The 13,323-nt window shown below is 40.9% G+C and carries 16 protein-coding genes and 1 pseudogene; 6 read left to right on the forward strand and 11 right to left on the reverse strand.

Features of this window, described 5'->3' with window-relative positions; genetic code table 11:
- Window positions 1-685: 685 nt before the first annotated feature.
- Window positions 686-2,257: an adenosine deaminase gene (locus tag H6G76_RS34170; RefSeq protein WP_190710646.1), complete on the forward strand. Its 1,572-nt coding sequence runs from the start codon at window positions 686-688 to the stop codon at window positions 2,255-2,257.
- A 220-nt stretch (window positions 2,258-2,477) separates the two neighbouring features.
- Here H6G76_RS34170 and H6G76_RS34175 read toward each other — a convergent pair whose 3' ends face one another.
- The 5 genes from H6G76_RS34175 to H6G76_RS34195 all read right to left on the reverse strand — a co-directional run bounded on the left by H6G76_RS34175 (window position 2,478) and on the right by H6G76_RS34195 (window position 5,612).
- Window positions 2,478-2,798, reverse strand: coding sequence for a DUF3082 domain-containing protein (locus H6G76_RS34175; protein ID WP_190710647.1), 321 nt, complete (start codon window positions 2,796-2,798; stop codon window positions 2,478-2,480).
- 139 nt (window positions 2,799-2,937) lie between these two features.
- Window positions 2,938-3,885 carry a 4-(cytidine 5'-diphospho)-2-C-methyl-D-erythritol kinase gene (gene ispE / locus H6G76_RS34180; RefSeq protein WP_190710648.1) on the reverse strand — a complete coding sequence of 316 codons (948 nt, stop codon included), beginning with the start codon at window positions 3,883-3,885 and terminating at the stop codon, window positions 2,938-2,940.
- 47 nt (window positions 3,886-3,932) lie between these two features.
- Complete coding sequence (gene rsmA / locus H6G76_RS34185) at window positions 3,933-4,757, reverse strand: 16S rRNA (adenine(1518)-N(6)/adenine(1519)-N(6))-dimethyltransferase RsmA (protein WP_190710649.1); 825 nt, start codon at window positions 4,755-4,757, stop codon at window positions 3,933-3,935.
- A 305-nt stretch (window positions 4,758-5,062) separates the two neighbouring features.
- Window positions 5,063-5,401, reverse strand: coding sequence for a type II toxin-antitoxin system PemK/MazF family toxin (locus H6G76_RS34190; protein WP_190710650.1), 339 nt, complete (start codon window positions 5,399-5,401; stop codon window positions 5,063-5,065).
- Window positions 5,388-5,612, reverse strand: a complete 225-nt coding sequence (locus tag H6G76_RS34195; protein ID WP_190710651.1) for a CopG family transcriptional regulator — start codon at window positions 5,610-5,612, stop codon at window positions 5,388-5,390. Before H6G76_RS34195 ends, H6G76_RS34190 begins: the two co-directional genes overlap by 14 nt.
- A gap of 144 nt (window positions 5,613-5,756) precedes the next feature.
- On the opposite strand from H6G76_RS34195, the gene H6G76_RS34200 reads away from it, so the two are divergent.
- From H6G76_RS34200 to H6G76_RS34215, 4 genes are read left to right on the forward strand one after another with little or no spacing between them, the layout of a single operon-like run.
- On the forward strand, window positions 5,757-6,134 hold the full coding sequence (locus H6G76_RS34200; RefSeq protein ID WP_190710652.1) for a hypothetical protein: 378 nt from the start codon (window positions 5,757-5,759) through the stop codon (window positions 6,132-6,134).
- Between the two features lies 1 nt (window position 6,135).
- Window positions 6,136-6,903, forward strand: a complete 768-nt coding sequence (locus tag H6G76_RS34205) for a caspase family protein (RefSeq protein ID WP_190710653.1) — start codon at window positions 6,136-6,138, stop codon at window positions 6,901-6,903.
- Between the two features lie 31 nt (window positions 6,904-6,934).
- Window positions 6,935-7,111 (forward strand): DUF6887 family protein, encoded by a 177-nt coding sequence (locus H6G76_RS34210; protein ID WP_190710654.1) that lies wholly within the window; start codon window positions 6,935-6,937, stop codon window positions 7,109-7,111.
- A gap of 1 nt (window position 7,112) precedes the next feature.
- Window positions 7,113-7,292 carry a hypothetical protein gene (locus tag H6G76_RS34215; protein ID WP_190710655.1) on the forward strand — a complete coding sequence of 60 codons (180 nt, stop codon included), beginning with the start codon at window positions 7,113-7,115 and terminating at the stop codon, window positions 7,290-7,292.
- A gap of 5 nt (window positions 7,293-7,297) precedes the next feature.
- On the opposite strand, the gene H6G76_RS34220 is transcribed toward H6G76_RS34215, so the two are convergent.
- From H6G76_RS34220 to H6G76_RS38175, 5 genes and pseudogenes are all read right to left on the reverse strand, one after another.
- Window positions 7,298-7,816: a GNAT family N-acetyltransferase gene (locus tag H6G76_RS34220; RefSeq protein WP_190710656.1), complete on the reverse strand. Its 519-nt coding sequence runs from the start codon at window positions 7,814-7,816 to the stop codon at window positions 7,298-7,300.
- Complete coding sequence (locus H6G76_RS34225; protein ID WP_190710657.1) at window positions 7,813-8,085, reverse strand: DUF1778 domain-containing protein; 273 nt, start codon at window positions 8,083-8,085, stop codon at window positions 7,813-7,815. Before H6G76_RS34225 ends, H6G76_RS34220 begins: the two co-directional genes overlap by 4 nt.
- 75 nt (window positions 8,086-8,160) lie before the next feature.
- Window positions 8,161-8,379 (reverse strand): annotated as a pseudogene (locus tag H6G76_RS34230) (hypothetical protein).
- Window positions 8,380-8,560: 181 nt separating this feature from the next.
- Window positions 8,561-8,716 carry a hypothetical protein gene (locus H6G76_RS38170; RefSeq protein ID WP_313934881.1) on the reverse strand — a complete coding sequence of 52 codons (156 nt, stop codon included), beginning with the start codon at window positions 8,714-8,716 and terminating at the stop codon, window positions 8,561-8,563.
- A gap of 27 nt (window positions 8,717-8,743) precedes the next feature.
- A complete protein-coding gene (locus H6G76_RS38175) occupies window positions 8,744-8,926 on the reverse strand; it encodes a Uma2 family endonuclease (RefSeq protein ID WP_313934882.1) in 183 nt (60 codons plus the stop codon).
- 116 nt (window positions 8,927-9,042) lie between these two features.
- Between H6G76_RS38175 and H6G76_RS34240 the strand changes: the two genes are divergently transcribed.
- Complete coding sequence (locus tag H6G76_RS34240; RefSeq protein WP_199337624.1) at window positions 9,043-9,207, forward strand: Uma2 family endonuclease; 165 nt, start codon at window positions 9,043-9,045, stop codon at window positions 9,205-9,207.
- Between the two features lie 14 nt (window positions 9,208-9,221).
- Here the strand turns inward: H6G76_RS34240 and H6G76_RS34245 are convergent, their stop codons facing one another.
- Window positions 9,222-12,929 carry a PAS domain S-box protein gene (locus H6G76_RS34245; RefSeq protein WP_190710658.1) on the reverse strand — a complete coding sequence of 1,236 codons (3,708 nt, stop codon included), beginning with the start codon at window positions 12,927-12,929 and terminating at the stop codon, window positions 9,222-9,224.
- Between the last annotated feature and the right edge of the window lie 394 nt (window positions 12,930-13,323).

The raw sequence follows: 13,323 nt of genomic DNA on the forward strand, positions 1-13,323 counted from the left end.
TATTGACATTAAGTCCTAATAAGCGTCCTTTCTACCAACAAGGTCAAAGAGCTATGAGACTTATTCTGTCTGCATTCTAGCCCTTTTTGTAGCCCCTTAAGGTTTTTCGGCTAATATTACTGATTCTTCTTCTGTTGCAGGTACTGACGTTTCTAGCGGTTCAAACTTGACTTGGTTGTTTACACGGATATCTAACATTGCAGTATCAGTCATAAATGCACCTTCATAACCTGTACAATGCAGTTTTACTGAAATGCACCATTAATTAAATCGGTGTTTGTGCGGGACTTGTTAATGAGCTATCTTCATGACTCCGCACAATTGCAGTAGCTCTTTTCTACTCCCCATTCCCTACTTCCTGTCTACACAAGTAAATTCCCAAATCAAACCGGATTCCTATAATATCTTCAGTATCTTTTGCAAAACTCAATTAGTCCCTGATTTCAATACTTAGTTACATTTTTTATACTGGAATTTCCGAGTTCAATACGTTACAAAATGATAAGTTCTGATGGGACTAAATAAAATTCATTGATACGTGTCCATCTTAGGTTATAGTTGAGCTAGCTTATAAAGATTGATAGTTGATGGTTTTGAACAGCACTGCTACCGCAGATACAAGCTACAACGATGCGGCAATTGAACCAGATAATTCTGGCAAAGTTTGACAAGAAGATACATCCATATGCGTAGACGAGCGACCTTATCTTTATTTTTAGGAGTATTAACGAGTTCTAGCTGTTTTATCTTCAGCGTAGCGGCTCAAGACACATCTAATTCGCAGCAATCCTCGACTCGGAGTGAAGCTCAAGCTGCTAGTTGGTTTGAAGACCATCGCGCTCAACCAGCCGCTTTAAGAGCATTTGTACAGCGAATGCCAAAGGGTGGAGATATCCACAGTCATCTAAGTGGGGCTGTGTACGCAGAACACTATCTGGAGTGGGCTGCCACCGATGGGTATTGTGTGAATCCAAAGGCAGGGACTGTAGTTGAACCTCAGGCTTGCGGTCAAGACAGTAGCTATTTTCCAGCCTCAGAATTGTTCAACCGAACATCTGTTTATGATTCCCTCATCAATCGTTGGTCTACTCGTAACCTCCAATTTGCGGGAAAATCCGGACACGACCAATTTTTTGAGGCTTTTGCTGGTTTTGGGACAATATCAGACTCTGCCAGCCGTCGGGATGATATGGTCGCATCAGTAGCAAATCGGGCAGCTTCGCAGCATATAACCTATCTAGAGTTAATGCTTACAGTTCAGGGTAGTGAAGTTCGACAGCTAGGCCGTGAAGTTGGTTGGAATCAAGATTTGCAACAGATGCACAGTCAATTGCTCAAGCGAGGATTAACCGAGCTAGTAACACGCGGTAGCCAGCAATTGGCACAGTTGGAGGCTGAAGTCTCGAAAACACTCGGTTGCGGCACTCCAGCAGCACAGCCCGGATGTGCAGTGACGGTGCGCTATTTGCAGCAAACGACAAGAACAAAGGCACCCGTCGAAGTGTTTGCTCAGTTAGCTTATGCCTTTGAACTAGCTTCATCGGATTCACGGGTAGTTGGCATCAATCTCGTTGCACCAGAAGATCACCCGATTGCATTGCGTGACTACACCCTGCAAATGCAAATGCTGCAATTTCTCAAACGCCAATTTCCCAATGTTAAGGTCGCACTTCATGCTGGAGAGTTAACCTTGGGGTTGGTTCCGACTGAGGATTTACGTTTCCATATTCGGCAAGCTGTAGAAGTTGCACAGGCATCTCGCATCGGACATGGCGTGGATATTCTTTTTGAGGAGCGTCCTTTCGAGTTGATGGAGCAAATGCGACGACGCGGCGTATTAGTCGAAATCTGCCTGACCAGTAATGAGGTCATTTTGAATGTCCAAGGAAATCAGCATCCTTTTAGGGAGTATTGGAAAGCTGGAGTACCAATGACCCTGGCTTCCGATGATGAAGGCATATCTCGCATCGATTTGAGCCATGAGTATCTGTTAGCAGCAACAAGATACGGGCTAGGATATAAAGACCTCAAGCGACTGGCTCGCAATAGCTTAGAATATAGTTTCGCTCCGGGAAATAGTCTCTGGAAGTCGCCTGAGTTTAAGGCAATGGTTCCAGCTTGTGCCAGCGATACCCCTGGTAAAACCACTGTGTCTCAAGGGTGCGGTGCTTTTTTGCAAAAGAGCCAGCGTGCGCGGATTCAATGGCAGCTAGAGTCAGAATTTACTGGGTTTGAGTCGTTGCGGAACTGGCTTTGATGGATTTTCCAGAACAATGTAGCGCAAAGACTAATCATCAATCAGTAGCTTTCATATCCAGGACTTACACAAAATCATGAAAAAAAGAACCGCAAAGGACGCAAAGCTCAGGAAGTTATAAGAGTTTCAGAGGGTTCTTGCGTAAGTCCAAATATTATGTCTGGCTAATCAGTTCTGATTCCATACATCTGTGCAGAAACGACAAAACCTGTTACTAGCTCTAATTTTCCTTTGGCTTTGACAATTGCTGTATTAACAGTTGTACAGCCAAAGCTATTAACCCTACTGCTACGATCGCAAATATTCCACTGCCTAAGGCAACAATACCAACAACTAAGGTGCGTACCGCAGAGCTAATTTTGATGACTAGTTCATTACTAGAATGGACGGGTTTGCTGGCAAAGTTAGTAGCGATCGCAATCATCAGCGAATATGAAGCATATGCTAATCCACCAGAGATTGTGGCTCCTGTAATGCAGCGCAGTGGCGATGCTTGAACCTGTGCTGGCGTTTCTTGTGGTGTGATGTTTTGGTCGCTCATAAAATAATTAATTCGTAATTCGTAATTCGTAATTAAGAAAATCCAAATGTTTGACAATTAGTATCAGTCAGAAGTTAAAATCCCTAATTTTGATTACATAATCTCAAACTATTGCCTATTCCCTATTGCCTATTCCCTTTTAAGATGCTATCTGAATGCCATGTGTAATAGTGCGAGTCACAAACAATTCTAAATCTTCATCAGGAATTGCTTCCCTAAGGGATTGTTTAATTGCTTGGGCTTGTTCCTCAGACTCGACAATTGCAAACACACTTGGCCCAGAACCGGACATCATGGTTCCTAAAACTCCTGGTTGACTTGCAAACAGTTCGCGTAGTTGCGTGACTTGGGGATAAGTAGGTAATACAACACGCTCTAAGTCATTGTGCAACTTTTGGGCAATTTCTGTAGCATCTTTATGCATGATCGCTTTTACTATCTCACCTGAATGGACTGCGGCTGCACGTGCTGCTAAATCTTCGGTATCTCTAATATAGTTACTGCCAAATTCTTGGCGATAGGTTTTATATGCCCAAGCAGTAGAAACTTCTAGGCTACGATATTTCGCCAATACTATATATATATGATCTAAACTTGGCAGTGGCGCAAGTTGTTCACCTCTACCTGTGGCGATCGCTGTTCCACCTGCCACGCAAAATGGTATATCTGAACCTAGGGTAGCTCCCAATTCTTCAATTTCTGTTTGGGTGAGTCCCAAGTTCCACAGTAAATCTATTCCTACTAATACTGCTGCTGCATTTGTCGAACCTCCTGCTAACCCAGCAGCGACGGGGATGTTTTTCTCAACTGTAATTTCTACTCCCCCATATTTAGCCCAAGCATCAGGAAATTGTGTCGCCATTAATTCTGCGGCGCGATATACCAAATTAGTGTTATCTGTGGGTACTTGGGGGTGGTTGCAGTGAACGCTGATAATTCCTTCACTGATGGCGCGGACATTAATTCTGTCGGCGAGGTTGATACTTTGCAAAATCATCACTAATTCATGATAACCATCGGGGCGATCGCCGATGATTTCCAGATACAAGTTGATTTTGGCAGGGGCGATGAGGGTGTAATTACGCATTGGCAAAATAGAGAGTGGGGAGTGGGGAGTAGGGATGAGAGAATTTCCTAATCTCTAGTTTCTACTCCCAACTTATTAGCTAGAGTTACCCATTGCTGAGTGCTGATGTCTTCAGCTCTAGCTTGGGGATTTATTTCTAATTGTTCCAGTAAGTGGCTCAGGCGATCGCGGTCAATTACAGATTGCAAATTATTCCGCAACATTTTGCGCTTTGACCCAAAACCTAACTTTACCAGATTCTCTAATTTTCGCGGGTCGTTAGCAAGAATTTCTAACTGACGAGGACGCAACCTGACTACGGCTGAGTCTACTTTTGGCGGTGGGTTAAATGCACCTGCGGGAACAGTACAAATTAATTCACATTCTGCCAAATACTGTACTCTTACTGATAACGCTCCAAAAGTTTTCGACCCGGCTTTGGCATACAATCTTTCTGCTACTTCTTTTTGAATTAATAGCACTATGGAATCAAAGGGTGTGGGGTTGGGATTGGCGATAGTTCCTAATAATTTTTCGATGATTGGCCCGGTGATGTTGTAGGGAATATTCGCCACTACTTTATTAGAGTTTTGAAAATTTGGAAATGCTGTTAAATTGACTGCTAAATCTAACTCCAGAAAATCACCTTGTAATAGTAAAAAATTTTCTTTACTCCCCAACTCCTTTACTAGTAATTTACATAAATCTCTATCGATTTCCACCGCCACCAAAGCCTGTACTAAAGGTAGTAAACGACGAGTCAAAATCCCTGTACCCGGCCCAATTTCCAGGATGCGGTCATTTGTACTACACTCGGCTGCTTGTACAATTGCGTTGAGTGCCTTCTCACTTTTGAGCCAATGTTGAGCAAACTGCTTGCGCGGTCGTACCATTTATTTTTCTTTTCCTGTAATGTTTTGAACGTTTATCAAAAAATTCATTTCTTACTTTTTGCTTACTTTTAAATGTAAATTTTTATTACTAAATCACAGTTTTAGTTGCTAAAAAATACTGTTTATGATATTAAAATGAGCGATTACAACTTCACATTAGACTTCTTGCACGAATTTTAAGCCTCACGCAAAAGCGTAAAGATTTACGGAAAATTCACTTGGTTAGTAGGCACAATCTGATTCATGCAAGAGGTCTATTACTTATTGCGATCGCCTATTATCAACTGCTGTATTACTCACTTTTCTTAGTCCAACCCTAAATGCAGTTTGAGTGCAGCATCAACTAATTGCATTAACTCTTCATTTAAACTATTTACCATCTCTCCTACAATTCTTTGTTTAGAAATTGTTCGCACCTGTTGTGCCTGTATTTTAGAAGTTTTAGGTAAAGAGCTATCCTCTGGATTAAGTAACACTTCAAACGGATAAACACGCCTAACATTCGATGTAATTGGTAAAATTGTCACCATGTCAGCAGCATGATTATTTGCATCATTACTGACTATCAGCACCGGACGGCGTTTATTCATCTCTGAGCCTACAGTTGGACTGAGATTTGCATAATAAATATCACCACGCTTCATCTGCTAATCCATCCGCAATGGTAACATCCCAATCATCATCAACTTCAGTAGATGCGGCTCGATAAGCTTCTTCTAATTCCTGTTTTCTCAACAATTGCAGAGCCATTTCAATAACTTGAGAGCGAGATTTACAGCCTTTGGCTAGTTTATAACTTTCCACAAATCGCACCAGAGGAGCCGATAAGGAAATTGATAGTTTTTCAACCTGCATAGAGCATTACCAAAAAGTAGTAAAAAGTTTCTTACTTAATAGTAGTTTATCAAGTAGCATAGCTGTGTTCATGCTTTATATTTATTCTCTTCAGCGTGATACAAAATATTTATGCGACAATGCTAAGTAAAAACTGAGTATAGTATGTCAGATACATCTACAGACAGCATTTGGATTGTTACCGATGACACGCCGCAAATTTCAATTCCTGAAGGGACAAAAGGCGGAAATAACACACGCAGTTGGCGAGAAGAAGTTGTAAAGGAACCTACTAGCACTAAAGGCGATGCTGTGAAAGTTGATGCTCAAACATTAGAGCAGAACATGGCAAACTTTTTGCAAGTAGTAGGACGCTTGTTTAGCCGTGCAGAACAGCAAGCAAGTTCTAAAATGCAGCTAGAAGAAATTGAACTATCGGTAGAAATTAGTGGCGAAGGAGAAGTGAAATTAATTGGTAGCGGTGTCAAAGCTAGTGGGAAAGGTGCGATAAAGCTGACATTCAAGCGACAAGAACCAAAGTAGGATGGCGAAAAATTGGGCGATCGCCGTAGGCATTAACAGTTATGATTATCTGCAACCGCTAAACTATGCCAAGCGGGATGCAGAATTAATCCAGCAGTTTCTTCGCCACGAGGCGGGGTTTGAGAAGATTTACTATTTCTCTGATGATTCACCTGATATTGCAGGAAAATCAAGTCGTCCAACTCGCACTAACTTACTGCGAGTTTTACGACAGTTATTTGAAACCTCCTTCATGGGTGCTGGAGATAACTTTTGGTTCTTCTTTAGTGGACATGGAATAAGACACGCTGACCGTGATTATCTCATGCCTAGTGATGGCGACCCAGAAGATATTGCAAATACAGCGATACCCATTAACTTTGTCACCGAACGGTTGCGGCGTTGTGGTGCGGATAACGTTGTGTTGATTTTAGATGGTTGTCGCAGTTTGGGAACTCGTGCGGGTGAAGGTATTGGGAGACAGACAGCAGAGGAAGCACGTCAACAAGGTGTGATTAGTATATTTTCCTGTAGTCCCCAGGAATATTCTTATGAAATTGAAGCATTACAACAAGGTGCGTTTACTACGGCGTTATTAGAAGGGTTGGGAGTTCAAGGACAATACGCTACGGTGGAGAGGTTAAATCAATATCTTAATCATCGTGTGCCGGAAATTGTGCGTCAGCATAAAAGTACGCGGCAAACACCTTATATAATTGCGGAACCTGTAAATAAATCTCACCTGATTCTTGTACCGCGATATGCAACCCTGGCGGATATTGCAACCTAGAAATTCTGAGTAATGGGGAGAACATCATCGGATGAGCGACTATTTGAATCTTAGCGAAGCAGAACTACGAAAATACGTGATTGCCCACCCAGCCGATGAAGAGGCATTTCAGCACTATCTGAGCATTATGAGAGCGAAACCAGGCCGTGTAGTGGTCAGCACTCCAGAACAACTAGAAGCAGAATTGAGAAAAAGACTTGCTTCTTAACATGATGAGAAAGAATGATAGAGCGATCGCCTATTCTGTAGGTTGGGTGGAGCGACAGCGTAAACCAACTAATAGTACTACAAAAATTAACGCTGCAATTGGTGTTGGGTTACGGCACAATCTAGATTTACCGTGTTGCTGTCAATCTCTTGTGTGCGCCTCCACCCAACCTACTCGCTGAATACGTCATCCCAAAGCCGCTTTTGCATCCTTCACCATAACCATCAGTGTCATTGTTGCAACAGGCGACGCAATAAAACCACATCTCTCATAAAATTGCTTTGCTTCCTCAGAAATCGCATGAACTAAAATAGCCCTAATTCCTGCAATATCAGCAGCTTGTAATGTACGAAGTACGGCATCTCGCACCAAAGCGCGACCAATTCCTTTTCCTTGCCAGTTCAAATCTACAGCAAGTCTTCCTATTACCATAACAGGAATTGACTCTGGCATATTACGTCTGATTCTCCCTGGTGCGGTGGTGTTCAACACACTACCATTAGCAAGACAATAAGAAGCAATAACTGTTTGCTCAACTGTGACAACGTATGTGCGCGAAGCACCACTATCTTCGTTTTTTAACGCCCGTTTCTGCAACCATTCATCTAATTCTGCATTACCTGAGTTGAAATCTGCAAACTGATGTTCCCCTTTAATGGGTTGAGGTGGTTGTAATATTTGATTCGATTCGTTTACCACACTCATTCCCAAGGTGCTTTTTCACTCAGCAATTGACGCAGATTTTCATTGGCTGATGGTGGTGCATCAAGAATTGCCATAAACTCTTGGAATTGTTCATCATCTAACATAAAAAGTCTACGATCTAATAAAACTGCTTGGGCTTCTCGACAAGCAGTTTCCAACATAAAATCCGAGCGATTTTTACCTAGTGCTTGGGCGGCTAAATCAATCAAATCTCGTTGCGCTTGCTGTGCGCGGATGTTGATGGTTATATTACGGTTTTGATTTTCCATAATATACAATATATAATTTTGTATATACAATGTCAACACAAAGAGACGTTGCAATGCAACGTCTCTACATTTAGGTTATTGCATCAAAATTTGCCGCAATAAAATACTCATTACCTCACCTGGGTTGGTGGTTGGTAGCAGTGGACTCTAATCTCCGACACTGGCGTAACCAATCACTTGCAAATGGTGAATTGTACTGGTAACTGCTTTGGGAGAACCAATCAGGAGATGCTTTATAGGTTCTCTGTTGGGATTGCAGGTAGGTGTATCTAACTCTAATAATTGTGCCATCATTGTATTTATACTCCGATACTGGGGTTTAGATAAAGGCGATCGCCCTCCGGCCAAGATGTGTGCGATCGCCTTTATCATGTCTTCATATTAAAGTATAAATTTATACTTGTTAACTATAAATATAGAAATTATTGTTAATAATTCCCCGGTTTAAACGAGTAATTTATAAGTGCGATCGCCATCACAATTGTTCTTTTATCCAAGCACGAAAAGCCTTCATAGTAGCATTTCTGCCTTCAGTTTTACTTCGCTTTAAATATTCAGGAATAAGTTGAGCGATCGGTAAATTAGGAAAGGCTAGACTGTTATTAATTGTTACATATTTACCATTAATCAAGACATTAATTTCTAATTTATTACCTCGCTATCGCCACAATTCCGGGACTCCCAACAACTCATAATTATTAAACCGAGTCCGAGAAGTAATATCAATTTCAATAGCTAAATCTGGAGGTGGATCAACTGTTAAATCAATTCTATCTTTACCTCTAACAGCCGCTTCATTTTGGATGTAGAAGCAATCATCAGGTTCTACCCCAGCATCCATTTTTTCTTGGTCGAAAGCAGATTGCAGGTAAATGAACTACAGATGTTAAGAACAAAGCCATATACTAGAAGACTTCTAACCCTATTGCCTATTGCCTGTTGCCTATTACCTGCTGTATGGATAATCAAGTCAAACTTAGTTGGTTAATTAATCCTCAAGCAAAGCAAGTTGAAATTTATCGTCAAGGTAAACCTGTAGAAGTGCTAGACTCGCCTACACAATTATCAGGCGAAGAGATACTACTAGGGTTTATTTTAGATTTAGGAATTGTCTGGAATTAACTTAGTGTTGGTCTTTAAGATTGGTTAATCGGAATTTCAATGATAAACTCTGCACCTTTACCTAATTCTGAATTGCATGATAACTTGCCACCGTGCCTATCAACTATAATTTGGTAACTAATTGATAGACCTAATCCAGTACCTTTGCCTACATCTTTGGTAGTAAAGAAAGGGTCGAATAGTTTTGCAAGCGCAGATTGAGGAATTCCCCTACCATTATCCGAGATGCAGATAGCGACTCGATTACTATTAATAACTTCGGTACGGATCACAATTTGTCCTTGTTCACCTACAAAAAACTCATCTAAAGCCTCAATAGCATTACTCAAAATATTCATGAATACCTGATTTAATTGCCCAGGATAACACTCAACCAGAGGTAACTTTCCATATTCTTTAACTACTAAAATTTCTGGATGGTCTGGTTTAGATTTTAGGCGGTTGTGTAAAATCATCAAGGTGCTATCAATACCTTCATGAATATCTACTTGTTTAAATTCGGCTTCATCCAAACGTGAAAAGTTTCGCAAAGATAAAACAATTTCACGGATACGTTGCGTTCCTACCCGCATAGACTGGAGAAGTTTGGTTAAATCCTCTTTGAGAAAGTCAAGGTCAATAGCTGCAATTTCTGCTTGAATTTCTTCAGGTGGCTCAGTAAAATGTGCTTGATAAAGTTCTACCAGTCGTAACAAGTCTTGAGCGTATTCGCTTGCAGGGATAAGATTCCCATGAATAAAGTTAACTGGATTGTTAATTTCATGAGCGACCCCTGCAACCATATTACCCAAAGATGACATTTTCTCACTGTGGATGAGTTGAGATTGAGTACGTTGCAATTCACATAAAGCAAGTTCTAAGCTTTCGGCTTGTTGTTGTAATTGAATTTCAGCTTGTTTGCGTTCAGTAATGTCAGTTGACACACCTAAAATTTGCGTGACTTTACCGTTAGCATTGCGGTTAAATGGTGTTTCTCGACTATATAACCAACGCCATTGACCATTTGCTTGTCTGACCCGATATTCACATTCAACAATTTCACCATCACTAGCTACAAGTAAATTTTGATGATTATTTCTTATTATCTCTAAATCATCTGAATGAATAATAGTAAAAAGGAGATTTTCTCCCATTTTTTGAATAGTTTCGATAGAGTAACCAAGTATAGTATTAATTTCTTGGTTTGCATAAACATTGCGCTGTGCTTCTAAATCAAAAATGTAGAGAAGGTTAGGAGAAGAATCAGCAATGCGTTGAATAAAATGTTTACTGGCTTGAAGTTCTGCTTCAGCCTTTTTGCGTGCGGTAATATTCAATGTTGAGCCTACAAGCCGATAAATTTCACCATTGCTATTTTTTAGAGGATTAAGAGTAGTTAACCACCAAGTTTCATTACAGTCAAAAGTCAAACATTCTTCATAACTAATACTAGTACCAGCATCGACGCAGGTTTGATATCGCTGAGTTACTGCTGCACCTTCAACCTCACCATGTAATTCTTCAGGAGTTTTACCCACAACTTTGGCATGATTAAGACCTATAATTTGTTCTAATGCTGAGTTGCAACCAGCAAAACGAAATTCACCATTTTCGAGAACGTTGACTACAAAGATTAATTGTGGAAATCCATCATAAATGGTGCGTAAAAACTGTTCTTTTTCGTGGAATTTAGCTTCTGCTTGTTTCCGTTCGCTTATATCACGAGTAATGGTTGCCATACACAAAGGTTCACCAGTCTCATGATTCTTAATCGCAAACATATTATAGTCAACTGAGATAGCTTCTTCTGTTTGAAAGTTACGAAAACGATATTCTCCTTGCCATACACCGTATTCCATTACCGCAGGGATAATGCACTGCGTTAGGTATTCCCTATCTTTGGGGTATACATAGTCAAGAATACTGAAGTTTCTAGCAGTTTCTAAACTCTCAATCCCAACTAACTTTAGTCCCGCTTCATTAATAAAGATAGGTTTTCCTTCTAAATTGGCAAAACCAATAAAGTCACTGCTATTTTCAATTAGCGAGACAAACATTTGTCGTTCTTTTTCAGTTTGCTTGCGTTCTGTGATGTCTGTTGCAGTAACAAGTAGTTGATAGACTTTTGAGGAACTGTTAAAAAGAGGTGTGGCACTTATCAACCACCAAGTTTCTTGTTCATTAGCTAAAAAATATTCCTCAAAGAATATGCTTTTACCAGACTGCACACATTTTCTGTAGTATTGATTATAAAGATGTGCCATATCAGGCGGTAGTGCTTCTGTTACTGTTTTTCCCACAAAAGTATCAAGCGGTATGGGGGTTGTTCTCAACATTGCGGGATTAAATTTTGAGTAACGGAACTCTGTTCCATCCTCTGAAACATCTAGGACAAAAATACCGTAATCTACGCCTTCCCAGACACTTTGCAAAAACTGGGCTTGTTCTCTAAGTTGTTGCTCTGCTTGTTTCTGCTTGCTAATATCAATCAAACAACCATACCAAATAACTCCCCCATCTATTTGGCGTTCTGGTCGGGAAATAGCCTTAAGCCATTTCTGCTGACCTATAGGAGTGACATTCTGCCATTCGTATTCAAAATTTTGTAGCGTTGCAGCAGAATGAGCGATCGCTTGCTGTAAATTGGGTATATCTTCAGGGGAAACATTTGCAAAAATTAGAGAGGGATTATTTTGTAAGTCTTCTGCCTCTATTCCTCTGACTTCTCGACATCCCGAAGAAACATAGGGAAAAGCCATAGTTCCATCAGGGTAGAGACGGAATTCATAAAGCATCCCTGGTACGTTGTCTGCCAACTTCTGAAACCGCGCTTCGCTTTGGCGTAAAGCGGCGGTACGTTCTTCTACTTTCGCTTCTAACTCCTCATTGAGTTGCTTGAGGTCAGTTTCTGCTTGTTTACGTTCTGTGATATCTAAAAGTACACCACAAAAAATAACTTCCCCTTTGTCATTTCTTGTGGGAGTTGAGTCGCCTTGCCACCAGCGAATTTCACCGTTAGGTTTTATCAAACGTCCTTCGTAGTGCCAAGGAGTGGAATTTTCGACTGCATCAGTTGCTGAAACTAGAAAACTATCAAAATCTTCTGGATGTACAAGGGCAAAAAAGTTATTTAAATCCTGCATCATTTCGGCGGCTGTGATACCAGCAAGCTGCCAAATAAAATCGCTGATGTAATCTACTGTCCAAACACCATTACGGTTGGTGAACTGAAAAATTGCCCCAAATAGATTATTTGCAATATCTGTTAAACGTCTTTCACTATTGGCAAGGGCAATTGCAGTCTGTTTACGATGGGTAACGACTTCACTAAAAATAATAATGCCGCCAATTGCCCCAGAGTGGTTGTACCAAGGATGAATTTCCCACTTCATCCAATCAATAGTTCCATCGGCACGGGTGAAGGCACATTCTTCACATTTCTCAATTGCCCCTGCTAGACAGCGTTGGGAAACATCTGGGAAAATTTCATAGTGACGACCATTGATATCTTCATTACTTAAACCGTAATCTTCCCGCCAACGCTGGCTAACCAACAGGTAGCGCATTTGATTATCTAAGATAGCGATCGCAGCTGGTGTATGTTCAATAAATAAACCTATTTGCGCTGCGTTGCTCAATGATTCGGCTTGCTGATACTGGAAAACTACCTGACGTAACTGAGTTAGTTCTGTTTGCAGAGAGTCGTAAGTATTTTTATCTACAGTAATCAGATTGCCGGTCATAGTATTGCTGCTTGTCTATTGGGAACTGAGATTATATTTCCCCATTTCAGATCAACAAGAACAAGCTACTCTGCTCTTCTGCCCCGCCAGTCGCTACCCTGCGGGTTCCGCGTTAGCGAAGTCGGAAAACCCGCCCAACGCCCTGGCTCTCCTTGCGGTTTCAACAAGTAAATTAAGTGATTATTAGCTTACCTGCCTTCTTATACCATTTCACGAAATAAATGATACAAATAATTTCTCCTCTGCTCCCCTGCCCCCCCTCTTTCAAGGGCAGGTTTTTTGAAGAATCAGATGTTAAGATAAACCACCGTGACACCAAGCGGGTCATGAGCAAAGATTCGGGTTTAAACAGTTGGATTGCGATCGTTAGCCAAAAGCTACCACATCTAAGTCG

Source organism: Nostoc sp. FACHB-152, from assembly GCF_014697475.1.
GTDB lineage: Bacteria > Cyanobacteriota > Cyanobacteriia > Cyanobacteriales > Nostocaceae > Nostoc_B.

What these genes read in the sequence shown, in the direction of transcription:
- H6G76_RS34245 (WP_190710658.1), bottom strand. Translation starts at nt 12,929, where the DNA reads ATGACCGGCAATCTGATTACTGTAGATAAAAATACTTACGACTCTCTG.
- H6G76_RS34240 (WP_199337624.1), top strand. Translation starts at nt 9,043, where the DNA reads ATGGATAATCAAGTCAAACTTAGTTGGTTAATTAATCCTCAAGCAAAG.
- H6G76_RS34175 (WP_190710647.1), bottom strand. Translation starts at nt 2,798, where the DNA reads ATGAGCGACCAAAACATCACACCACAAGAAACGCCAGCACAGGTTCAA.
- H6G76_RS34205 (WP_190710653.1), top strand. Translation starts at nt 6,136, where the DNA reads ATGGCGAAAAATTGGGCGATCGCCGTAGGCATTAACAGTTATGATTAT.
- H6G76_RS34210 (WP_190710654.1), top strand. Translation starts at nt 6,935, where the DNA reads ATGAGCGACTATTTGAATCTTAGCGAAGCAGAACTACGAAAATACGTG.
- ispE (WP_190710648.1), bottom strand. Translation starts at nt 3,885, where the DNA reads ATGCGTAATTACACCCTCATCGCCCCTGCCAAAATCAACTTGTATCTG.
- H6G76_RS34215 (WP_190710655.1), top strand. Translation starts at nt 7,113, where the DNA reads ATGATGAGAAAGAATGATAGAGCGATCGCCTATTCTGTAGGTTGGGTG.
- H6G76_RS34200 (WP_190710652.1), top strand. Translation starts at nt 5,757, where the DNA reads ATGTCAGATACATCTACAGACAGCATTTGGATTGTTACCGATGACACG.
- H6G76_RS38175 (WP_313934882.1), bottom strand. Translation starts at nt 8,926, where the DNA reads ATGGATGCTGGGGTAGAACCTGATGATTGCTTCTACATCCAAAATGAA.
- H6G76_RS34225 (WP_190710657.1), bottom strand. Translation starts at nt 8,085, where the DNA reads ATGGAAAATCAAAACCGTAATATAACCATCAACATCCGCGCACAGCAA.
- H6G76_RS34190 (WP_190710650.1), bottom strand. Translation starts at nt 5,401, where the DNA reads ATGAAGCGTGGTGATATTTATTATGCAAATCTCAGTCCAACTGTAGGC.
- H6G76_RS34170 (WP_190710646.1), top strand. Translation starts at nt 686, where the DNA reads ATGCGTAGACGAGCGACCTTATCTTTATTTTTAGGAGTATTAACGAGT.
- H6G76_RS34195 (WP_190710651.1), bottom strand. Translation starts at nt 5,612, where the DNA reads ATGCAGGTTGAAAAACTATCAATTTCCTTATCGGCTCCTCTGGTGCGA.
- rsmA (WP_190710649.1), bottom strand. Translation starts at nt 4,757, where the DNA reads ATGGTACGACCGCGCAAGCAGTTTGCTCAACATTGGCTCAAAAGTGAG.
- H6G76_RS34220 (WP_190710656.1), bottom strand. Translation starts at nt 7,816, where the DNA reads ATGAGTGTGGTAAACGAATCGAATCAAATATTACAACCACCTCAACCC.